The sequence below is a fragment of the Streptomyces pacificus genome (assembly GCF_011766325.1).
Classification (GTDB): domain Bacteria; phylum Actinomycetota; class Actinomycetes; order Streptomycetales; family Streptomycetaceae; genus Streptomyces; species Streptomyces pacificus.
On the sequence record NZ_BLLG01000005.1, the window covers coordinates 57043 to 76023 of the forward strand.

The window sequence follows — 18981 nt, forward strand, 5'->3', positions numbered from 1 at the left end:
GGGCGGCGGGGGGCAGCGGGGAAATCCATCGGTCCAAGCTCCACGGTCGGGGCCCTCAGCGGTCGGTGACGGGCATGGTCGCGGATCGGGTGGCCCTGCCGAAGTCCTGGATGCCCGGCACGACGGACGGGATCGAGACACGAGCGGTCATGGTGATCTCCTCGAATCCCCCGCCACCCGGCGAGATCTCGGTGCCCTTGGCCAGCCAGTCGCTTATCGCCGCCTTTCCCGCTCCCACAGCGTCGCCGTTCTGCATCGAATACGTACGGGCCGCCGCCCGCGCCGCGGTCCCGGCCTGCTGCACCGCGTACACGGCGATGCCCAGCTGGATCGCGGCGAGCGCGACGAGCAGCAGGACCGGGATCCAGCCGAGGTACTCGATCGCGGTCTGCCCCCGGTCACGACGTTCGGGGACGCCCGGTCCGCCGCACCGGGCCCGGTCGGCACCCCTCCTCCGGAACGTGATCTTCCGCATGGTTCAGTCCTCCCACACGGCGGAGGCCCGCCCGGGTGCGGTGAACGAGAAGTCGACGAGCCCCGGATACAGGACCGGGACGACCACGCGCACCTCCGCGTCGTACAGGTCTCCGCCGACGGAGCAGTCGACCTCGGCCTCCCAGGAGTCCGGCAGGTTCCTCCGCGCCGCCGCCTCGCACGCCTGGGCCCCGCCGCCCTGCCCGGCCGCCGCGCCCGCCCGCGCGCCCTCGTCCGCCGAGTTCCCCGCGAGCGCGAACGCGTACCCGACGAGGGCCGCCTGCCAGAGCAGCACCAGCGTCGCCAGGATGATCGGCAGCATTCCGGTGAACTCCACCGCGGTCTGCCCGCGATCGTCCCGCACCGGGGTCCGGGTCCGGACGGCGCGCCCGAGCCCGGCGACAACCTGGACAGCACGGCGCCTGAGGCCCCTGCTCGACCCACCACGGCTCGGCACAGCCCTGCTCGGCCCACCACGGCTCGGCCCACCACGGCTCGGCACAGCCCGGCGCCGGACAGCCGGCCCGCCCCCCGCGCTCCACCCGCCGGCCGTCCGCCTTCCGACGGTCACCCGGCTCCCGGCGGCCCCCAGGCCGACGTGAGGCCGGGCGCCGGCCCTCCGGCCGCCGTCCCTCGCCACTCGCATCGCCGCCACTCGCATCGCCGCAACTCGCCCCCTCGGTCTCCGGGCCCTCACGGCCTTCTCCGGATGCCCAGGGCACCCCGGTCGCTCCTCAACCTGCCCTGCTTCCGCGGCGCTTCGCCCTGCTTCACCAGGCCCAGCTCTCCCGCCAGTCCCCACAGCGCCTGCTTGATGGTGGACTTGGCCTCCAGGTCCTGCATCCGGCCGGCGTCCACGAGCGCCTGCAGTTCCCTGAAGTTGGCGGGAACCACCGTCCGGGAAACCCTGGTCGCGGTGATCCGCTCGACGAGCGGGGGCTGTATCTCCGTGTTGCGCGTGTACCGGTTGAGGACGGTGACGGTCTCCTCCGCCTTGCGGATCTGGAGCCGGTCCCAGAGCCTCACCATCCGCTTGGCCGCGCGTACGGCGACCACGTCCGGTGTGGTGACGAGCAGCGTCGTGTCGGCCATCTCGATCGCCGCCGCGTTCGCGCCGTTCATGCAGCTGCCGCAGTCGAGGACCACGACCTCGTACCGGTTGCGCAGGGCGCTGACGATCTGGCGCACCGAGCGCTCGGTGACCTCCTCGCCCCGTTCACCCTCCCCGGGGGCGAGCAGCAAACCGATCCCGGTCTCGTGGGCGTAGACCGCGTCCTGCAGGACCCGCGGGGAGATGTCCTGGATGCCGGCCAGGTCGACGATCGAGCGCCGGAACTGGACGTCCAGGTAGGAGGCCACGTCGCCCGACTGCAGATCGAGGTCGCAGAGGGCGACGGTCGTCCCGCCCGCTCGGGCGGCGAGGGCGAGCTGGACGGCGGTGAGCGTGGTACCGACGCCGCCCTTGGCCCCGCTGACCGTGACGACGGTGCCACCGGGTCCGGTGAACACCTCTCCGCCGGAGCCCAGATGGCGCCGTACACCGGCGGACCACGCTGCCGCGGCCTGTACCCGCTGGGCCAGCTCCTCGTAGGACAGGGGCAGACCGACCAGCCCCCGGGCCCCGGAGCCCATCGCTGCCGAGTACAGGACGGGGCTCGCGTCCGCGGTGACCAGGACGACCCCCACCGCGGGGAAGCGCAGCGCCACCTCCCGGATCAGTTCGAGGGCGGGCACCGGGCCGATCCGCTCGTGGACCACGACGACCTCGGGGAGTTCGTCGACGGATTCCGCGGCCAGCCGTGCCAGGGTGTCGATGAGCGCTGTCGAGTCACCGACCGGCCCTGCCGTCTCCGCTTCCGGGAGCTGGCTGAGCAGGGTGGTGACGGACCGGGCGGCGTCGGCGTCGCCGACGGCCGGGAGGATTCTCGTCGTCATCCGTCTCTCACTTGTCGCCTTCGAGGGTGTAGGTACCCTCCCCGGGGCGCAGCGTGGTCGAACCGCCGTCGGCGATCAGCGCGAGCCGTACGTTCACCGCGAACGACTCTGCGTAGGCGACGCGCTGGGCGTCCTCGGTGGTGAGTGCGAAGGTGATCGGGACGGCCTCGTGCGGGGCGCGCCGTCGGTCGTTGTCCCCTGGCTCGAGGGCGGTGAGCCGGCCGACGTCGATCACCCGGGCGTTGGGGACGATGACGCGGGACTGCGCCTTCGTCCGGCCTTGGTCGTCCGCGGCGAAGGTGGCGTAGATGTTGACGGAGTCGCCGGCCCTGATCTTGCCCGCCACGCCCGTGGCGGCGTCGATCATGATGGCTATCTCCTGCTCGCCGGGGTCGAGCGCCGGGCGCTCGACGAACATGTCGTCCTGGAGCAGTGAACCCCTCTTGAGCCGGGTGACGGCCACCTTCCCGTCGACGACCGAGGCATCGGTGACCGCGTTGTCGGAGAGCCAGCGCTCGGGCATGGTGATCTTCTCGAACTGGTCCGGCCGCAGCGCCTGGTAGGGAGCGACATCGGACTTCACCCGGTATGCGGTGACCTCCGGTCCGACCTTCGCATTCACGTCACTGATCACCGAGAGCACGCCGGCGAACGCGCCGAGGGCACACAGGACCGAGAGGAGCAGCAGGACGACGCCACGGCGTTGGCGTGCATTCATGAGCGGGGCGACCTCGATGGAAGACGTGGGCTGACGGGCGGACTGGTTCCTGCGGTGGGGTGCGCATACGGCCGGTACCGCCGGCGCGGCCGGGCCGCCGTCGGTCCGTGCCCACCGCCCCGGCGGCGTGCATCAGGGCCCCTGGTGCATCGGCGCTCCCCCGCCGTGGGCACCCGGGGAGTGCGGCCGGTTTCCGGCGTGGGAGGCCGGGGACGTCCAGGAACCCGGGGACGTCCAGGAGGCGGAAGAGCCCGGGGAGACGGGGGAGCCCGGGGAGCCCGGGGAGACGGGAGGGACCGGTGTGAGCGGGGCGAGGGGCGCCGAGCAGAAACCGCAGCGGTCACCGATGAGTTCGATGCCGCACCAGGTGCACACCTCCCGCCGCACCGAGGAGACCAGCTGGTAGACCACGGAGATGTCGGCGAGAAAGGCGGCGAACTCGACCAGCCGCGACGTGCCCCACCACCGCGGGGAGTCGGCCGGCAGCGCGGTCTCCTCGACTCCGTGGACCCGCCAGCCGGGGGCGAGGTCCGTATGCACCCAATCCGACTGCAACTGCCCTCGGGCCACCATGAGCCGGGTGGCGAACCGGGGGCCGGCGAGTTCGCCTTGGCCGATTCTGACCAGTTGGGGGCCGGGGTGGGCCACGACACCGAACTGCGACCCGGGGACCCAGGACTTGGCGTGGGACCTGAGGCCGACCGGGACCCGGTCGAGTCGGGTGACCGAGTTGAGCAGGGCACCGGCCCAGACGTAGTGGGCCAGCAGCCGAGCCGCGGAGGCGACCACTCCGGCGCTGAAGTCGCAGACGGACAGCTGGCGCAACTGCCTGGCCAGCACGGACACCCCGAGGGGCGGCAGGTCGAGCTTCAGCAGAGCGATCCGGTCGCTCTCCAGGACGGAGCGGACCGTGTGCAGTCTGCGTTCGTGGGCGAGGGGGATGGAGGCGGGGTAGAGGGCGACCACATAGCCGTTCCGCTCGACGAGTAACTGCATGTCGGCGAGCGCGGCCTCCAGGGGCTGGGCGTCCGGCGCGTGCAGCAGCGCCGCGGTGGGCGTGTGGCTGTCCGTCGGCGGCAGCACCAGGTCGGCGCTGGTCACAGCAATCGCGGTCGGCACGCTGATTCCCCGTTCGGCTCCGGCCGCCGCAGCGGCGGCGGCCGCAGATCCCCTGCTCTTCGTGCTCCCCCTGCGTCAGCACTTTATCCGTCCGGCAGGTTGGGGGAACAGCTTTCGGAAGCCGGTAACCCGGCCGTCGCGGAATATGCACCGGCCAAAGCGGACGAAGCCGCCAGAGGTTAACTCCCGTATCAGAGAATTTATTTGATCAGTCGGGCCGGGGGGACGGTTCCATCGGGCAATCCCGCCGGCCGGTGCGATCGGGTCTACCCCGCCGGCCCGCCGGTCCCACCGGCCCGGTTCCGCTGCTCCGCCTACCCCGCCGGCCCGGTTCCGCTGCTCCGCCTGCCCCGTCGGCCCGGTTCCGCCGATGCCGCCCGGCGGATTCCCTCGGCCCCGCTCGAGCGGGGCCGATTCCGTCCAGACTGATTGCGTCCAGACTGATTCCGTCCAGACTGAACGCGGCATGCCGGCGCCCCGCTCCGGCCGTCGTGACAGGCGCTCACCAGGGGAGTTCACGTACCTGCTGCGCGCACAGCACGATGAACAGCAGCCCCGCCACGCCCAGCATGCCGTTGCTCAGCGGCCCGTTGCGCCACTCCCTGGGGACGCGCTCCGAGTTGAGCAACCAGACCAGGGTCAGCGCCAGGAACGGCATGAAGAAGGCGCCGATCACTCCGTAGGCGATGATCAGGCCGAAGGGCCGGTCGAGGAAGAGCAGCGAGATCGGCGGGAAGGTGAGCCACAGCAGGTAGCCGCGGAACGCCCGGGACCTTTCCCGCGGGGTCCCCGCCGGCGCCAGTGACGGGCGGTAGCGGGCGACGAAGTCGGCGAACAGCAGGCTGACGCCGTGCCAGACGCCGATCAGCGAGGTGAAGGAGGTGGCGAGGAAGCCGACGAGGAAGAGTTTCGCCGTGACGGCGCCGTAGCGGTCCGCCAGGATCGCGCCGAGGTCGAGCAGGCCCTTGTCGCCCTTGGCGATCGCGACCCCGGAGGCGTGCAGCAGCTCTGCGCCGACGAAGAGCATCGCGACCACGAAGACGCCGGTGGTGAGGTAGGCGACGCGGTTGTCGAGCCGCATGACCTTCATCCAGCCGACGTCCTTCCAGCCCTTGGCGTTGACCCAGTACCCGTACGCGGCGAGCGTGATGGTGCCGCCCACGCCGCCGATCAGGCCGAGCGTGTAGAGGAGGGAGCCTTCCGGGAGGACCGGCACGAGGCCGGCGAGCGCGTCGCCGAGGTTCGGTGCGACGCGCACGGCCAGATAGACGGTGATCGCGAACATCACGCCGACCATGACCGTCATGACCTTCTCGAACACGGCGTACCGGTTGAGCCAGACGAAGGCGAGCCCGGCCAGCCCGCAGAGGACGCCCCACCACTTGAGGTCCATCACGCCCGGGAACAGCGCGTCGAGCGGCAGCGCGCTGGAGGACATCGCCGCCGCCCCGTAGACGAAGCCCCAGACGGTCACGTACCCGATGAAGTAGAACGTGGTCCACCGGCCGAGGCTGCGCCAGCCGTCGAAGAGGGTGCGGCCGGTGGCGAGGTGCCAGCGTCCCGCCGCTTCGGCCAGTGAGATCTTCACCAGGCAGCCGATGACCGCCGCCCACAGCAGCGTGTAGCCGTATCTGCCGCCCGCGATCAGAGTCGCGACCAGGTCACCCGCGCCGACGCCGGTCGCGGCGACGACGATGCCGGGGCCGATGTGCCGCCAGCCGGCCTTGCGCGTCACCGGGCCCGCCGTCCGGCCCGCCGGCTCCTCCACCGTGTCTGCCATGCGTGTGGTCCTGCCTTCCCGTTCGTGCCGTGCGTCCCGCCGGTCGACCAGACAGTGGCCGGCCTGTGCTATTGACCGGGGCATGCCATACCCCGACCATGTGCCCGACACACCCGAACAACCGTCAGCACATCCGTACGTCGCATCCAGACACCCCCACACTCCCCACCCAGGAGACAGCATGCGACTTCGCACACGCGGCTCCGGCACCCCCGGCACCCCCGGCCGCACCGGCGGCCGCCGCGGCCGGAGATCCACCGCCCGGTCCGCCACCCGGTCCGCCGCCCTCGCCGGTCTGCTGGCACTCGCCGTCGCCGCGCCCTTCACCGCGGCCGCCTCACCGGCCCCCGAACCGTCGGCCTCCACGACCGCCGCCGACGAGCGGATCCGCCAGTACGAGATCCACGGGCCGTCGACCGTCGCCGAGCGCACCGCCCTCGCGGCCACCGGCGCCTCCCTCGACGAGGTCCACGACCACACGGTCGTGGTCAGCGCGGACGCCGCCCAGGCCGAGCGGCTCCGCGCCCTCGGCCACGACCTCGAACCACTGCCCGCACCGCCGTCCCGCAAGACGGCGGGCGTCGCGGTGCAGCCGTTCGACTTCCCGCCCGCGGACTCCGGTTACCACAACTACGCCGAGATGAGCGCGGAGATCGACCAGCGCGTCGCCGCCCACCCGGACATCATGAGCAAGCGGGTGATCGGCACGTCGTACCAGGGCCGCGACATCGTCGCCATCAAGATCAGCGACAACGTCGGCACGGACGAGGACGAGCCCGAGGTCCTCTTCACCCACCACCAGCACGCGCGTGAGCACCTCACCGTGGAGATGGCCCTCTACCTGCTGCGCGAGCTCGGCGACGACTACGGCTCCGACCCGCGGATCACCAACGCGGTCGACAGCCGGGAGATCTGGATCGTGCCGGACCTCAACCCGGACGGCGGCGAGTACGACATCGCCACCGGTTCCTACCGGAGCTGGCGCAAGAACCGCCAGCCCAACTCCGGTTCGTCGGCCGTCGGGACGGACCTGAACCGCAACTGGGACTACAAGTTCGGCTGCTGCGGCGGCTCCTCCGGCTCCCCCGGCTCGAACACCTACCGCGGCACGTCCGCCGAGTCCGCCCCCGAGGTGAAGGTCGTCGCCGACTTCGTGCGCTCCCGCATCGTCGGGGGCGAACAGCAGATCACGGCGGGCATCGACTTCCACACCTACAGCGAGCTGATCCTGTGGCCGTACGGCTACACCACGGCCGACACCGCCCCGGGCATGTCCCAGGACGACCGCGACGCCTTCGCCACCGTGGGCCGGAAGATGGCCGCGAGCAACGGGTACACCCCCGAGCAGTCCAGCGACCTGTACATCACGGACGGGTCGATCGACGACTGGCTGTGGGGCGAACAGCGGATCTTCGGCTACACCTTCGAGCTGTACCCGAGGAGCTTCATCGGCGGCGGCTTCTACCCGCCCGACGAGGTGATCGAGCGGGAGACCAGCCGCAACCGCGACGCGGTGCTGCAGCTGCTGGAGAACGCGGACTGCATGTACCGCTCGATCGGCAAGGAACAGCAGTACTGCTCCTGAAGCGTACGAGCCACCCGAGCGGGTGGTGACGGCCCGGGTCCGGTGGGTGTTCCGCCGGGCCCGGGCCCGTTCCCGCTCTCCGGCGCCACCGCCGGGGCGGTCCGCGTGGGGACCGGTCCGGGACCGCGCCCCAGCCGACGGCCGGCAGAACGCGAACCGGGGGGCGGATCGGCGCTGGACCGGAAGCGGATCGGCGCTGGACCGGAAGCAGGCCGAGGGCTGACGGCCAGCGGACCGAACGCGGACCAACGGCGGGCAGGACCAGCGCCAGGGCAGACCGGCTGGTGACCGGCGGCGGACCAGCGGCGGACCGGGCGCGCGCCCCATCCGCGAGGGCGGGAGCGCGAGAGCGGAAGGACCTGCCGGGGTCTACCGGCGGGACCCCCGCGCACGGGACCACCGCCCCTGCGGCGGCCTGCGTCCCCCTGATGTGCCTCCGGCGGGTGCGGCCTGGTCTGATAGGTCCACTGCCCCGGCACCCGTCCGGGACGCCGGCCCGGCCAGTACGAGCGTGCCACGCGACGGTCCACGGCCCAGGAGCGACGAGCGACCAGCGACGCCCGCCTGGCTACCAGCGACCAGCAGTACGCGACCGTCCGTGGAGGAGGCACACCATGACCGCCGAAAGCACCGTCGAAGGCCCCGACCAGCTCGACCGGCCCGACCAGCTCGACCAGCTCGACCGGCCCGACCGGATCAGCCAACCCGACAGGCTCGACCAACCCGAGCAACCCGAGCAACCCGAGCAACCCGAGCAACCCGACCGAGTCAACCGTCCCGGCCGGATCCACCAGCCCGACCTCCTCAGCCGCGAGACCGTCGACCACCGCTTCAAGGCACTCCCCCCGGACGCCGACGGCCTCACCGTCGGCGAGCTCGCCGCGCAGCGGCGCAACCTCTTCACCGGTGGCTTCACCACTCCCGTGCTCGCCCTCTCCGCGGCGTCCCTTGAGCACAACCTCGCCCTGCTGGAGAGCTACGCCGAGCGCCACGGCCTGGCGTTCGCCCCGCACGGCAAGACCTCCATGTCGCCGCAGCTGTTCGCCAGGCAGCTGGAGCGGGGGGCCTGGGGCATCACCGCCGCCGTCCCGCACCAGCTCCGCGTGTACCGCGCCCACGGGGTCCGGCGCGTCTTCCTCGCCAACGAACTCGTCGACCCGGTGGCGCTGCGTTGGCTCGCCGCCGAGCTGGATCGGGACCCGGACTTCCGGTTCATCTGCTACGTCGACTCCGTACGCGGCGTCGAGCTGATGGACGAGGCACTGCGCGGTGCGGCCCGGCCCGTGGACGTCGTGGTCGAACTCGGCGCCGGCGAGGACGCGCGCACCGGTGCCCGCGGAGCGGCGGACTGCGCGGCCGTCGCCGACGCCGTCGCCGCGACGACGGCGCTGCGGCTGGTCGGTGTCGCGGGTTACGAGGGGGAGGTACCCGACGCGACCCCGGAGCGGGTACGCGACTGGCTGCACCGGCTCGTCTCGATCGCCGTCTCCTTCGACCGGGACGGCCGCTTCGCGGACACGGACGAGATCGTGGTCAGCGCCGGGGGCAGCGCGTGGTTCGACACCGTCGCCGAGGTGTTCGCGAAGCTGCCCCCGCTGTCGCGCCCGGCGCTGAAGCTGCTGCGCTCCGGCGCGTACGTCTCCCACGACGACGGCCAGTACCGGCGTCTGACGCCGTTCAACCGGGTGCCCGACGAGGGTGCGCTGGAGCCCGCGTTCCGGCTCTGGGCCCAGGTCGTGTCGCGGCCGAACGGGCGGCAGGCGTTCGTCAACGCGGGCAAGCGCGACGCGGCGCACGACCTCCACCTGCCCGAGGCCCAGGTCGTCCGGGACGCCCGGGACGGCTCGGTGCGCCCGGCCGCCGGCATCGCCGTCACCCGGCTGTCGGACCAGCACGCCTGGCTGAGCACGGACGCGAACGCGGACCTGGAGGTCGGGGACTGGGTCGGGATGGGCCTGTCCCATCCCTGCACGTCCTTCGACAAGTGGCAGCTGATCCCGGTGGTGGAGCACGACGGGAGCGTCACGGACTACATCCGCACCTTCTTCTGACCCGCGAGGAGTCCCCGGCCGGCCGCAGCCGGCGGCGCAGGGCACCAGCGCCCCGGCGAACGGCACGAGCCGGCGGTACGAGTGAACGGCACCAGCGGTGCGAGCAGCACGACCAGTACGAGCAGCACGAAGCCATACGACCAGTACGAGCCGTACGAACAGCACGAAGCCGTACGAACAGCAAGAACAGCACGAACAGCACGAGGGCACGGTGGCCGCACCCGCCCCGCCCCCCGCCCACCGGGGCGGGCGCGGGGCGGTGCCGGGGCCGGCGCCGGGGCGGCCTTGCCGGTCGTTGCGGCTACTTGAGGTAGACCAGGCCGTCGGTGGTGACGGTGGGGCGGCCGCTGGTGCCGACGACAACGATCTTGACGGTGTGCTTGGCGCTGCTGGACCAGGTCTTCGTCCAGATCGCGTCACGGTACTTGGTGGTGGACGATTTCAGGTCGACCGTGGCGGCCTTGACGCCGTCGACGTAGACGTACGCCTGTCCGGAGCCGGTGGCGCGGGAGACCACCCAGGCCGCGGACTTGCCGGTGAAGGTCCAGGTCAGGCTCGCGTTCTTGGAAGAGCTTGAGGAGGACTTGCCGCCCAGATAGCTGGTGGAGGACTTGGTGGTCCAGGTGCCGGACTTGGCGGCGGAGGTCTCCTGCAGGATCACCGGGGTGCCGGTGACCGAGGCGGCGGCCGTGTTCCCGGCCCGGTCGTAGGCCGTCATCTTCCAGGCCGTGGCCACGGCGGACTTCGCGGTGTGGGCGGCGCTGTAGGTGGTGGGGCCGTACGTCTTGGCCACCGGCGCGGTCAGGCGTACCTCCTTCAGCGATGCGCTGTCGGTCGCCTTCCAGCTGAGGGTGAGGGGGACGGCTGTGGTGTTGACGGTGCCGGTGCGCAGGGCGAGGGAGGGCTTGGTGGGGAAGGCGGGTGCCGTGGTTTCCGCGACGACGGTCGCCGCGGCGGAGGTGGTGGTCCTGCCGGACTGGTGGACCGCCCGGACGCTGACCTTGCGGGTGCCGGCGGCGAGGGTCGCCTTGGCGGAGGTCGCGGTGCCCGCGGTGGTCGCGGCGACCTTGCCGTCGACGAGCAGCTCGTACTTCGAGATCAGCGAGGACGGTGTGGTGGCAGACCAGTTCACGGTGACGGACGCCTTGGTGTAGTACGTCGTCCCCGACACCCCGGCGCCGGTGACCGACTTGACCGCCAGGCCGGTGACGGGGCCCCCGGCCCAGGAGCGGAGCGTGGCGAGCTGGGCGTAGAGGGCGTTGCCGGGGCACTGGGTGTTGTAGCCGTCGCGGTGGCCGTGGATGACCGGGAAGGACAGCTTCGCGCCGTTCGCCCAGGCCTTGCGCGTGTAGTTGCTGCCGGCCGCACCCGCGGTGAGCGTGGTGGTACCGGCCGGGTCCACGCCGTACTGGCCCAGCTTCCACGCGGCGATCCGTGCGACGGAGACCATCGCGGCCTGCGAGGGTGCGGTGTCGGTGTGGGTGCCGAGGACGGAGATGCCGGTGGTCTCGGAGTTGAAGCCGTAGGCGTGCGCGCCCATCACGGGCCGGTCCACGCCGCCCTTGCGGCCCTCGTAGACGGTGCCGCACTTGTCGACGAGGAAGTTGTAGCCGAGGTCCTTCCAGCCGAGCTGCCTGACGTGGTAGGCGTAGATGCCGCGCACGACGGCCGGGGCCTGGTCGCAGGTGTAGGAGTTCGACTCGGCGGTGTGGTGCACCACCACGGCCTTGATCTTCTCCCCGGGCAGATAGCCGGGCTCCTCCGGGCTGATGGACTCGTCCGCGCCCCAGCCGGCGCGCGAGGTGATCGGCGGCCGCGGCGCGTTCGACGGGGGTGCCGGCGGCATGCTCACCGTGGCGGTGGGACTCGGCGTCCCGGACGCGGACGGCGACGACGGCGGCGGGGAGCTGCTCGGCGTCTCGGACGGGTCGGGGGAGCCGGAGGGGTCGGAAGGGTCGAAGGGGTCTGACGGGGCCGGCGGCTCACTCACCGGGGGCTCGCCCGCGGGAGGAGTGGTCGGTGCCTCGCCGCCGGGCGTAGCCTCCGGCAGGGGCGCCCCCGAGGTCTCGGGCCCGTCCGGCGGCGTGCCACCGGGCGCGGGCTGCTCGGTCTCCTCGGCGGCGAACGCCGCCGGCTCCATCGCCGTGACCTTGCCGCTGCCGGGGTCGACCATGTCCAGCCGCAGCCCAGCGGGAAGGCCGGACGTCGTCGACGCCCCGGCGCGTACGCGCACTTCCACACCGTTCGACGCGCCGACCCAGGCGGGCTCGGTGCCACCGCGCACGGCGCCGCGCTCGCCCTGCCCGCTGTCGCCGTCGAGCCGGAGCCAGTGCGACCACCGGCCGGATTCCACCGACCGGGTGCGGACCTCGGCCGTCCCGGCGAAGCGCGCCGCGGGATCGGTCCATGTCACACCCAGCATGCTGAACCGCTCGGTGCCGCGCTGCGCAAGGGCAGCGGAGCGGCCGTCGTCGCTCGCCGTCAGCCGCTCGGTCCGGGACTCCGCCCTGACGGGACCGGGACCGGGACCGGCGTCCGGCCCGGCCTCGCCTCCCGAACCGCCGCTCGCCTGCTGGAACACCAGCACTCCGGTCAGCCCCACGACCGCCGTGGCCGCCGTGGCCGCCGTGCCCCAGAGTCGACGCCGCTTCATTCAGCCCACCCCATCATCCGCAAACACCCGGTCATGGGCGATGTGGGAGCGACCGCGACCGCCCCACCCTCCCCCGCAGAGCGAGAACGTACACCGTCGAACATCTGCGCCGTCCTCCGGATGGCCTCGATGAGGCATCAACGAGGCAAATCCGGGCAGCAGTCTGCGGACTCCGGTCACAAATCGATGTCGATCTCATGGTTTCATCGGCCAAAACCCCGTGATTCATGGCCAGTTGGCACGATCAGTCCCTCTTTTTGATCTCTGTACGGTCACACACGCACTGCACAGGCAGTGCTTATATGACCAAGAGACCGAGGAATCATGACGATTCACCGACCCACGCCGGAGGAGCGGGGACGGCTCTGGTCCGGGGGAAATCTGCGCTTCATAGCGGGCAGCCTCACCCTGGCCCTGACCGTCACCCTGCTCGACGGCGCCGGTGCCGCAGCCGCGCCGCGACCCCAGGCGCCGGCCGCACCGAAGAAACCGGCCGCCACCCAGGCAGCGGACATCCCGTCGGCCCGTGTCGCGGCCCGCCTGTCGGGCAAGCGGGTCGAGGCGCTCTCGGAGCGCACCGAGACCTCCACGACCTGGGCGAACAAGGACGGTTCGCTGACGACCGAGCTGACCGCCGGCCCGGTCCGGTTCCAGGACGGCACGACGGCCGGGGGCTGGCGTGATGTGGACCTGGACCTGGTCAGCCACTCCGACGGCGTGGAGCCCAAGGCGCACCCCCGGGGGCTGAAGCTGGCGGGCAGGACGGGCGCCCCGGCGGCGTCCCTGAAGGCGGCCCAGGCGTCCAAGGCCGTCGATCTGGTGACCCTCGGCGAGGGCGAGGAGCAGATCACGCTGCAGTGGAAGGGCGGGCTGCCCGCCCCGAAGCTGGACGGCACACGCGCCGAGTACGTGAACGCCGTGCCCGGCGCGGATGTCGTCGTCGAGGCGACCCGTACCGGTTTCGAGCAGTTCGTCGAGATCAAGCAGAAGCCCGCCGCCGAGGGCTACACCTACACCCTGCCGCTGAAGGCCAAGGGCCTGAAGGTCAAGCAGCAGGCCGACGGCAGCGTGCTCTTCACGGACAAGAAGTCCAGGAAGAGCGCCGTGATGCCGGCGCCGGTGATGTGGGACGCCACCGTCGACAAGGTCTCCGGTGAGCACACCCACCGGGCCAGGGTCGCCATGGAGGTCGTCGAGACCAAGGGCGGCGTGGACCTGGTCATCACCCCGGACGCGGCGTTCCTCGCCGACCCGGCCACGAAGTACCCGGTGACCGTGGACCCCTCCGCCTCCTCACTGGGCAGCGTCTTCGACACCTACGTCCAGCAGGGCGAGACCGTCGACTGGTCCACCGACACCGAGCTGGACCTCGGCAACCCCGGCACCACCAACGGCAACGGCACCCCGCGCACCGCGCGGTCCTTCATCTCCTGGAACACCGAGCCGATCCGGGACGCACTGGTCACGGACGCCAAGCTGTCCCTGTGGAACTTCCACTCGGGCAACACCGACTGCAAGGCGTACCCGTGGGAGGTCTGGTCCGCGGGAGCGGCCTCCACCTCCTCGCGGTGGACCGCGCAGCCCGCGTGGACGGCGAAGAAGGCCACCTCAACCGAGACCAAGGGCAACCCCGCCTGCACCTCGGCGCCGGACGGCTGGATCAATGCCGATGTCACCGCGCTGACCCAGGAATGGGCCTCCGCGAAGGCCACCCGCGGTCACATGGGCCTGCGCGCCTCCAGCGAGACCGTGACGGCGCAGTGGAAGCGGGTCAACTCCGCCAACGCCGCGTCCAACCCGCCGAAGCTGACGGTGACCTACAACTACCGGCCCCGCACCGGCACCAAGCAGGAGGCCGGCCCGCCGTACTTCTCCTACGGCGGCGACTACGTGGTCAACACGCTGACGCCGACGCTGCGCGACACCTTCGTCGACGCCGACGGCGACCAGGTCAACGGCACCTTCCAGATCCACGACAGCGCCACCGACACCCAGGTCGGCAACGTCATCGTCTCCCCGTACGTCCCCTCCGGCCAGGTCGCCTCGGTGACCGTCCCGGCCGGGGTGCTGACCAACGGCAAGACCTACAAGTTCCGCACCAGCCCGTACGACGGTGCGCACTACAACCTCGGCTGGTCGGCGTGGAAGACCTTCCGCGTCGACACCACCGCGCCCTCCGCCCCCGCCTCGATCACGTCGACGGACTACCCGTCCACCGCATGGGTCAAGGGCGCAGGGCAGACCGGCACATTCACCGCCACGCCCAACGGCACGGACCACAACTGGCTCGAATGGTCGCTGGACGGCGTCACCTGGACCAAGGTCGCCACGGGCGGCTCCACCGCCGCCAAGAACATCGGCATCACCCCGCCGAAGGACGGCACGCACACCCTCCAGCTGCGGCAGGTCGACAAGGCCGACAACAAGTCCGAGGCCGTCGACTACACCTTCCACGCCGGACCCGGCGGCTTCATCCAGCCCGCTGAGGGCGAGCGGACCGCGCGCCGCCTGCCGCTGGTCGCCGAAGCCGACGGCACCAAGTACGACAACGTGTCGTTCTCCTGGCGCCGCTCCGAAGCCGACCCCTGGGTGCAGATCCCAGCCGGTGACGTCACCTCCGGCGGCACCCCGCTGACCGCCTGGCCGGTGCCGATGACCGGCGGCAAGAACGCCCCCCTGGTCTGGAATACCACCGACACCGTCGACCCGGACGGCACCGTCCAGATCAAGGCCGACTTCAGCGGCCCGAACTCTGCTACCGGAGCCACCCAGCCGCTGACCGTGGTCGTCGACCGCAACGCCAGTGGCGCGGCAGCCGACGAGATTGGCCCCGGCTCGGTGAACCTGCTCACCGGTGACTACACTCTGTCGGCGACCGATGCTGCAGCGTTCGCTCTGGCGGTCTCCCGGACAGCATCCTCGCGCACTCCGGACAAGGGCGCCGGCCAGGAGGGCCAGGCTGCGATCTTCGGCAAGGAGTGGGTGTCCGGCACTGTTGCCGAGGCGACCGAGTCGGACTACAGCTACATCCAGAAGGTGTCCGACACTGCAGTCGATGTCGTGATGATCGAGGGCGATGCCATCCACTTCACCGCCAACGCGGGCAAGAACGGCTGGATCCCCGAGCCCGGCTCGGAGGACCTGACCCTCACCGGAAGCGTCACAGGCTCCTTCACCCTGTCAGACACCGAGGGAACGGTCACCGAGTTCACCAGGCCCGACCCGGCTGTGGCGACCTGGCAGGTCTCCAGCACCCTGCTGGACGGCCTGGCCAACTCCACCACCACCGTGGTCTCCGAGACCGTCACGGTGGACGGCAAGAAGCTGGCCCGCCCCAAGCGCATCATCGCCCCGACCTCCGCCGTCAGCGCCGCCACCTGCACCGCGACGCCGGCGACGAAGGGCTGTCGGGCGCTGGAGTTCGTCTACGCAACCTCCACCACCGCCACCGGCTCCACCTTCGGTGACGTCACCGGCCAGGTGAAGGAGATCCGCCTGTGGTCCACCGAACCGGGTGCCGCCTCGGCGACCTCAAAGTCGGCGCAGATGTACCAGTACGACGACAACGGTCGACTGCGTCGCACCTGGAACCCGCAGATCACCCCGTCTCTGTTCACCGACTACTGGTACGACACGGCGGGCCGTGTCACCAAGCTCGCCCCGCCCGGCGAGCTTCCCTGGACGTTCACCTACGGCAAGGCGGGCAACGCTGCTACCGCTGGCGACGGCATGCTGCTCAAGGCATCCCGTCCCGGGCTGAAGCAGGGCACCTCGGACGTCGAAGAAGGCACCGCGTCCACCTCGGTCGTCTACGACGTGCCGCTGACCGGCACCAGCGCGCCCTATAAGCTGGGCGCCGCCGATGTGAACACGTGGAGCCAGACGGACGCGCCCACCGACGCCACTGGCGTCTTCCCCGCCGACGCCCTTCCAGCCTCTCACTCCGGCGACGCCCTGGGCGCGGCAGACTACAAGCGTGCCGACGTGCACTACCTCGGTGCGTCCGGCCGCGAGGTCAACTCCGCAAGTCCCGGCGGCCACATCTCCACCACCGAGTACGACCGCTTCGGCAACACGGTGCGAGAGCTGTCCGCCGCCAATCGGGCTGTCGCCCTCGGTATCAGCGCCGCCGACCGGGCCGCGCAGGCTGACCTCGGAATCACCGAGCTGTCCAGCGCCGAGCGCGCAGGCCTGCTGGGCACCATCTCGGTCTACAACGAGACTGGCACCAGGGAGTTGGAGGAGTTCGGCCCGCTGCGGCGGATCGACCTGACCGCCGACCTGAAGTCCGGCTCCACCACGCTTGTGTCCTCTGCTACGTCGGTGGTCAGTCGGTCCTGGACGGTCAACGAGTACGACGCGGGCCGTCCGACTGACGGTACGGCGAAGGTGAAGGACCAGGTCACGAAGGTCACCACGGGTGCCCAGGTGCGTGAGCACCCGAGTGTCCAGGGCGAGACCCGAGTGGTGCAGACCGTCTATGACTGGGCCAAGGGCTTTCCCACCCAGACGATCAAGGACCCGGGTGGTCTCGCGATCACGGAGAAGACCGAGTACGACGCCGAGGGCCGCGTCACCAAGCAGTTGTTGCCCGGAGCCACTGGCACCGACGCAGGCACCCGGGTGACCACCTACTGGTCCGCTGCCGGCACCGGCGACTGCCAGGGCCGCCCGGAGTGGGCCGACCTCATCTGCTCCACCGGCCCGGCCGGCGCCATCACCGGTGGCGGCTCCCACCCGACGCAACTGCCGAGCAGCACCACCGAGTACAACTGGTGGGGCAACCCGGCCAAGGTCACCGAGACCGCCCAGGGTGCCACCCAGACCACCACGACCACCTACGACAACGCCGGCCGACAGACCAAGACCACCATCACCGGCGGTCTGGGCCAGGCAGTGCCGGAGGTGACGACAGAGTACGACCAGGCCACCGGCCACTCGGTGAAGACGACTTCGCCGACCGGCGGCACCATCACCAAGGCGTACGACAAGCTCGGCCGCCAGGTCTCCTACACGGACGCCGACGGCGGAGTAACGACCACCGAATACGACCTGCTCAACCGCCCGGTCAAGGTCAGCGACACCGTCCCCTCGACGGTCACTCACACCTACGACCACACTGTCGAGCCTCGCGGCCTGGCCACCAAGACCACCGACTCCATCGCAGGCGTCTTCCAGGCCATCTACGACGCAGACGGCTCCGTCACCAGCGAGAAGCTGCCCGGCGGCTACACCCTCCAGCAGACCGAGGACAGCACTGGCAGCGCCGTCGAGCGCACGTACACGCGTGACAGCGACGGCACGATCGTCTACTCCGACACCGTGACCGAGTCCGTCCACGGCCAGGTCACCAGCCACGCCGGCTGGTCCGACCAGACCTACCGCTACGACGCCACGGGCCGGCTCACCACCGTCGAAGACACCACCGAAACCCTCTGCACCCGCCGGAGCTACGCCTTCGACGCGCGCACCAACCGCAAGTCCTCCACCTCCGCGACCGGAACGCCCGGCGCCGACTGCCCCACCACGGGAGGCACCACCACCGGCCACACCTACGACAGCGCCGACCGCATCGTTGACAGCGGCTACACCTACGACGCGTTCGGCCGCACCACAGCAGTCCCCGGCAACGGCACCATCGGCTACTACGCCAACGACCTCGCCCATCAGCAGACCGCGAACGGCAAACGCCAGACCTGGCAGCTCGACGCCGCCCTGCGCTTCCGCTCCTGGAAGGTCGAAGCCGGCAGCGGCAGCAACTGGACACAGGAGCAGTCCAAGCTCAACCACTACGACAGCGACGGCGACAATCCGCGCTGGATCATCGAGGACACCGCCACCGGCGCGCTGACCCGCAACGTCGACTCCGCCTCCGGCGACCTCGGCGCCATCACCAGCAAGACCGGTGACACCGTCCTCCAACTCACCACCATCCACGGCGATGTCGCTCTCCAGCTCCCACTGGACACCAGCAAGGCCCCCGTCGCCCTGGACAGTGATGAGTACGGCAACCCACGCACCGGACAGGCGGCCACCCGCTACAACTGGCTCGGCGCCAAGCAACGCTCCAGCGAGACCCTCACCGGCCTCACCCTCATGGGCGTCCGCCTCTACAACCCCGCAACCGGGCGCTTCCTCTCCATGGACCCGGTCTACGGCGGTAACCTGAACGCCTACGAGTACGCACACGCGGACCCGATCAATCGCTTCGACCTCAACGGCAAGTGGAGCTGGGCGAAGAAGCAGTGGAATCGCTTCAACAACAAGAGGCACCGAGTCGGACGCAATCCCAACTGGCGCTCGATCTACTGGTCCGGGAAATTCGCCATCAGCAGTGCCGCACTGGTCTCGCCGTTCGGTCGTGCGAGGACGGCCAGGAACGTCTGGAGGGCCGCCAAGAGCCCTCGCAAGACGATCAAGCGATGCGGCAGGTCAGCAGGCAGGTTCGTTCACTGTGCCGGAGCTGGATGGGGTGCCCAGACGGCGGTCTCTGATTTCAGGAACTGGAACAACAATCGCCGGTTCCGCAACGCCTGGAACAACTCGCTGACCAACAGCGGCCGACGCTCGGTCTGCAGAAAGTACACGGGCAAGTACAGCTGCTGGTGACCATCGTTCAGCTGACGGGGGGCTCGGTGGGTCCACCCACACGGGCTCCCCGCCGGT

Annotated in this window: 10 protein-coding genes; 3 read left to right on the forward strand and 7 right to left on the reverse strand. The window is 70.9% G+C overall.

What is annotated here, in order from left to right; translation table 11 throughout:
- Nucleotides 1-55: 55 nt before the first annotated feature.
- The 6 genes from SCWH03_RS10040 to SCWH03_RS10065 all read right to left on the reverse strand — a co-directional run bounded on the left by SCWH03_RS10040 (nt 56) and on the right by SCWH03_RS10065 (nt 6026).
- A complete protein-coding gene (locus tag SCWH03_RS10040) occupies nt 56-475 on the reverse strand; it encodes a TadE family protein (protein WP_173263837.1) in 420 nt (139 codons plus the stop codon).
- Between the two features lie 3 nt (nt 476-478).
- On the reverse strand, nt 479-838 hold the full coding sequence (locus SCWH03_RS10045; protein ID WP_254076667.1) for a TadE/TadG family type IV pilus assembly protein: 360 nt from the start codon (nt 836-838) through the stop codon (nt 479-481).
- 329 nt (nt 839-1167) lie between these two features.
- Nucleotides 1168-2409, reverse strand: coding sequence for a CpaE/TadZ family protein (locus tag SCWH03_RS10050; protein WP_173263838.1), 1242 nt, complete (start codon nt 2407-2409; stop codon nt 1168-1170).
- A 7-nt stretch (nt 2410-2416) separates the two neighbouring features.
- Nucleotides 2417-3127, reverse strand: coding sequence for a Flp pilus assembly protein CpaB (cpaB, locus tag SCWH03_RS10055; RefSeq protein ID WP_173263839.1), 711 nt, complete (start codon nt 3125-3127; stop codon nt 2417-2419).
- 132 nt (nt 3128-3259) lie between these two features.
- Complete coding sequence (locus tag SCWH03_RS10060) at nt 3260-4228, reverse strand: hypothetical protein (protein WP_254076696.1); 969 nt, start codon at nt 4226-4228, stop codon at nt 3260-3262.
- A gap of 520 nt (nt 4229-4748) precedes the next feature.
- Nucleotides 4749-6026, reverse strand: coding sequence for an Nramp family divalent metal transporter (locus SCWH03_RS10065; protein WP_173263840.1), 1278 nt, complete (start codon nt 6024-6026; stop codon nt 4749-4751).
- Nucleotides 6027-6207: 181 nt separating this feature from the next.
- Here SCWH03_RS10065 and SCWH03_RS10070 point away from each other — a divergent pair, with 181 nt between their 5' ends.
- Together SCWH03_RS10070 and SCWH03_RS10075 are read left to right on the forward strand one after the other, a co-directional pair.
- Nucleotides 6208-7611, forward strand: coding sequence for a M14 family metallopeptidase (locus tag SCWH03_RS10070; RefSeq protein ID WP_173263841.1), 1404 nt, complete (start codon nt 6208-6210; stop codon nt 7609-7611).
- A 614-nt stretch (nt 7612-8225) separates the two neighbouring features.
- Nucleotides 8226-9662, forward strand: a complete 1437-nt coding sequence (locus tag SCWH03_RS10075; protein WP_254076668.1) for an alanine racemase — start codon at nt 8226-8228, stop codon at nt 9660-9662.
- Nucleotides 9663-9963: 301 nt separating this feature from the next.
- On the opposite strand, the gene SCWH03_RS10080 is transcribed toward SCWH03_RS10075, so the two are convergent.
- Nucleotides 9964-12315, reverse strand: a complete 2352-nt coding sequence (locus SCWH03_RS10080) for an N-acetylmuramoyl-L-alanine amidase (protein ID WP_173263842.1) — start codon at nt 12313-12315, stop codon at nt 9964-9966.
- Between the two features lie 414 nt (nt 12316-12729).
- On the opposite strand from SCWH03_RS10080, the gene SCWH03_RS10085 reads away from it, so the two are divergent.
- Entirely contained in the window at nt 12730-18924 is a 6195-nt protein-coding gene (locus tag SCWH03_RS10085) for an RHS repeat-associated core domain-containing protein (protein WP_371872658.1), read from the forward strand.
- Nucleotides 18925-18981: the final 57 nt, after the last annotated feature.

Coding starts and splice junctions, on each gene's coding strand:
- SCWH03_RS10040 (WP_173263837.1), bottom strand. CDS start 475: ATGCGGAAGATCACGTTCCGGAGGAGGGGTGCCGACCGGGCCCGGTGC.
- SCWH03_RS10050 (WP_173263838.1), bottom strand. CDS start 2,409: ATGACGACGAGAATCCTCCCGGCCGTCGGCGACGCCGACGCCGCCCGG.
- cpaB (WP_173263839.1), bottom strand. CDS start 3,127: ATGAATGCACGCCAACGCCGTGGCGTCGTCCTGCTGCTCCTCTCGGTC.
- SCWH03_RS10065 (WP_173263840.1), bottom strand. CDS start 6,026: ATGGCAGACACGGTGGAGGAGCCGGCGGGCCGGACGGCGGGCCCGGTG.
- SCWH03_RS10070 (WP_173263841.1), top strand. CDS start 6,208: ATGCGACTTCGCACACGCGGCTCCGGCACCCCCGGCACCCCCGGCCGC.
- SCWH03_RS10075 (WP_254076668.1), top strand. CDS start 8,226: ATGACCGCCGAAAGCACCGTCGAAGGCCCCGACCAGCTCGACCGGCCC.
- SCWH03_RS10080 (WP_173263842.1), bottom strand. CDS start 12,315: ATGAAGCGGCGTCGACTCTGGGGCACGGCGGCCACGGCGGCCACGGCG.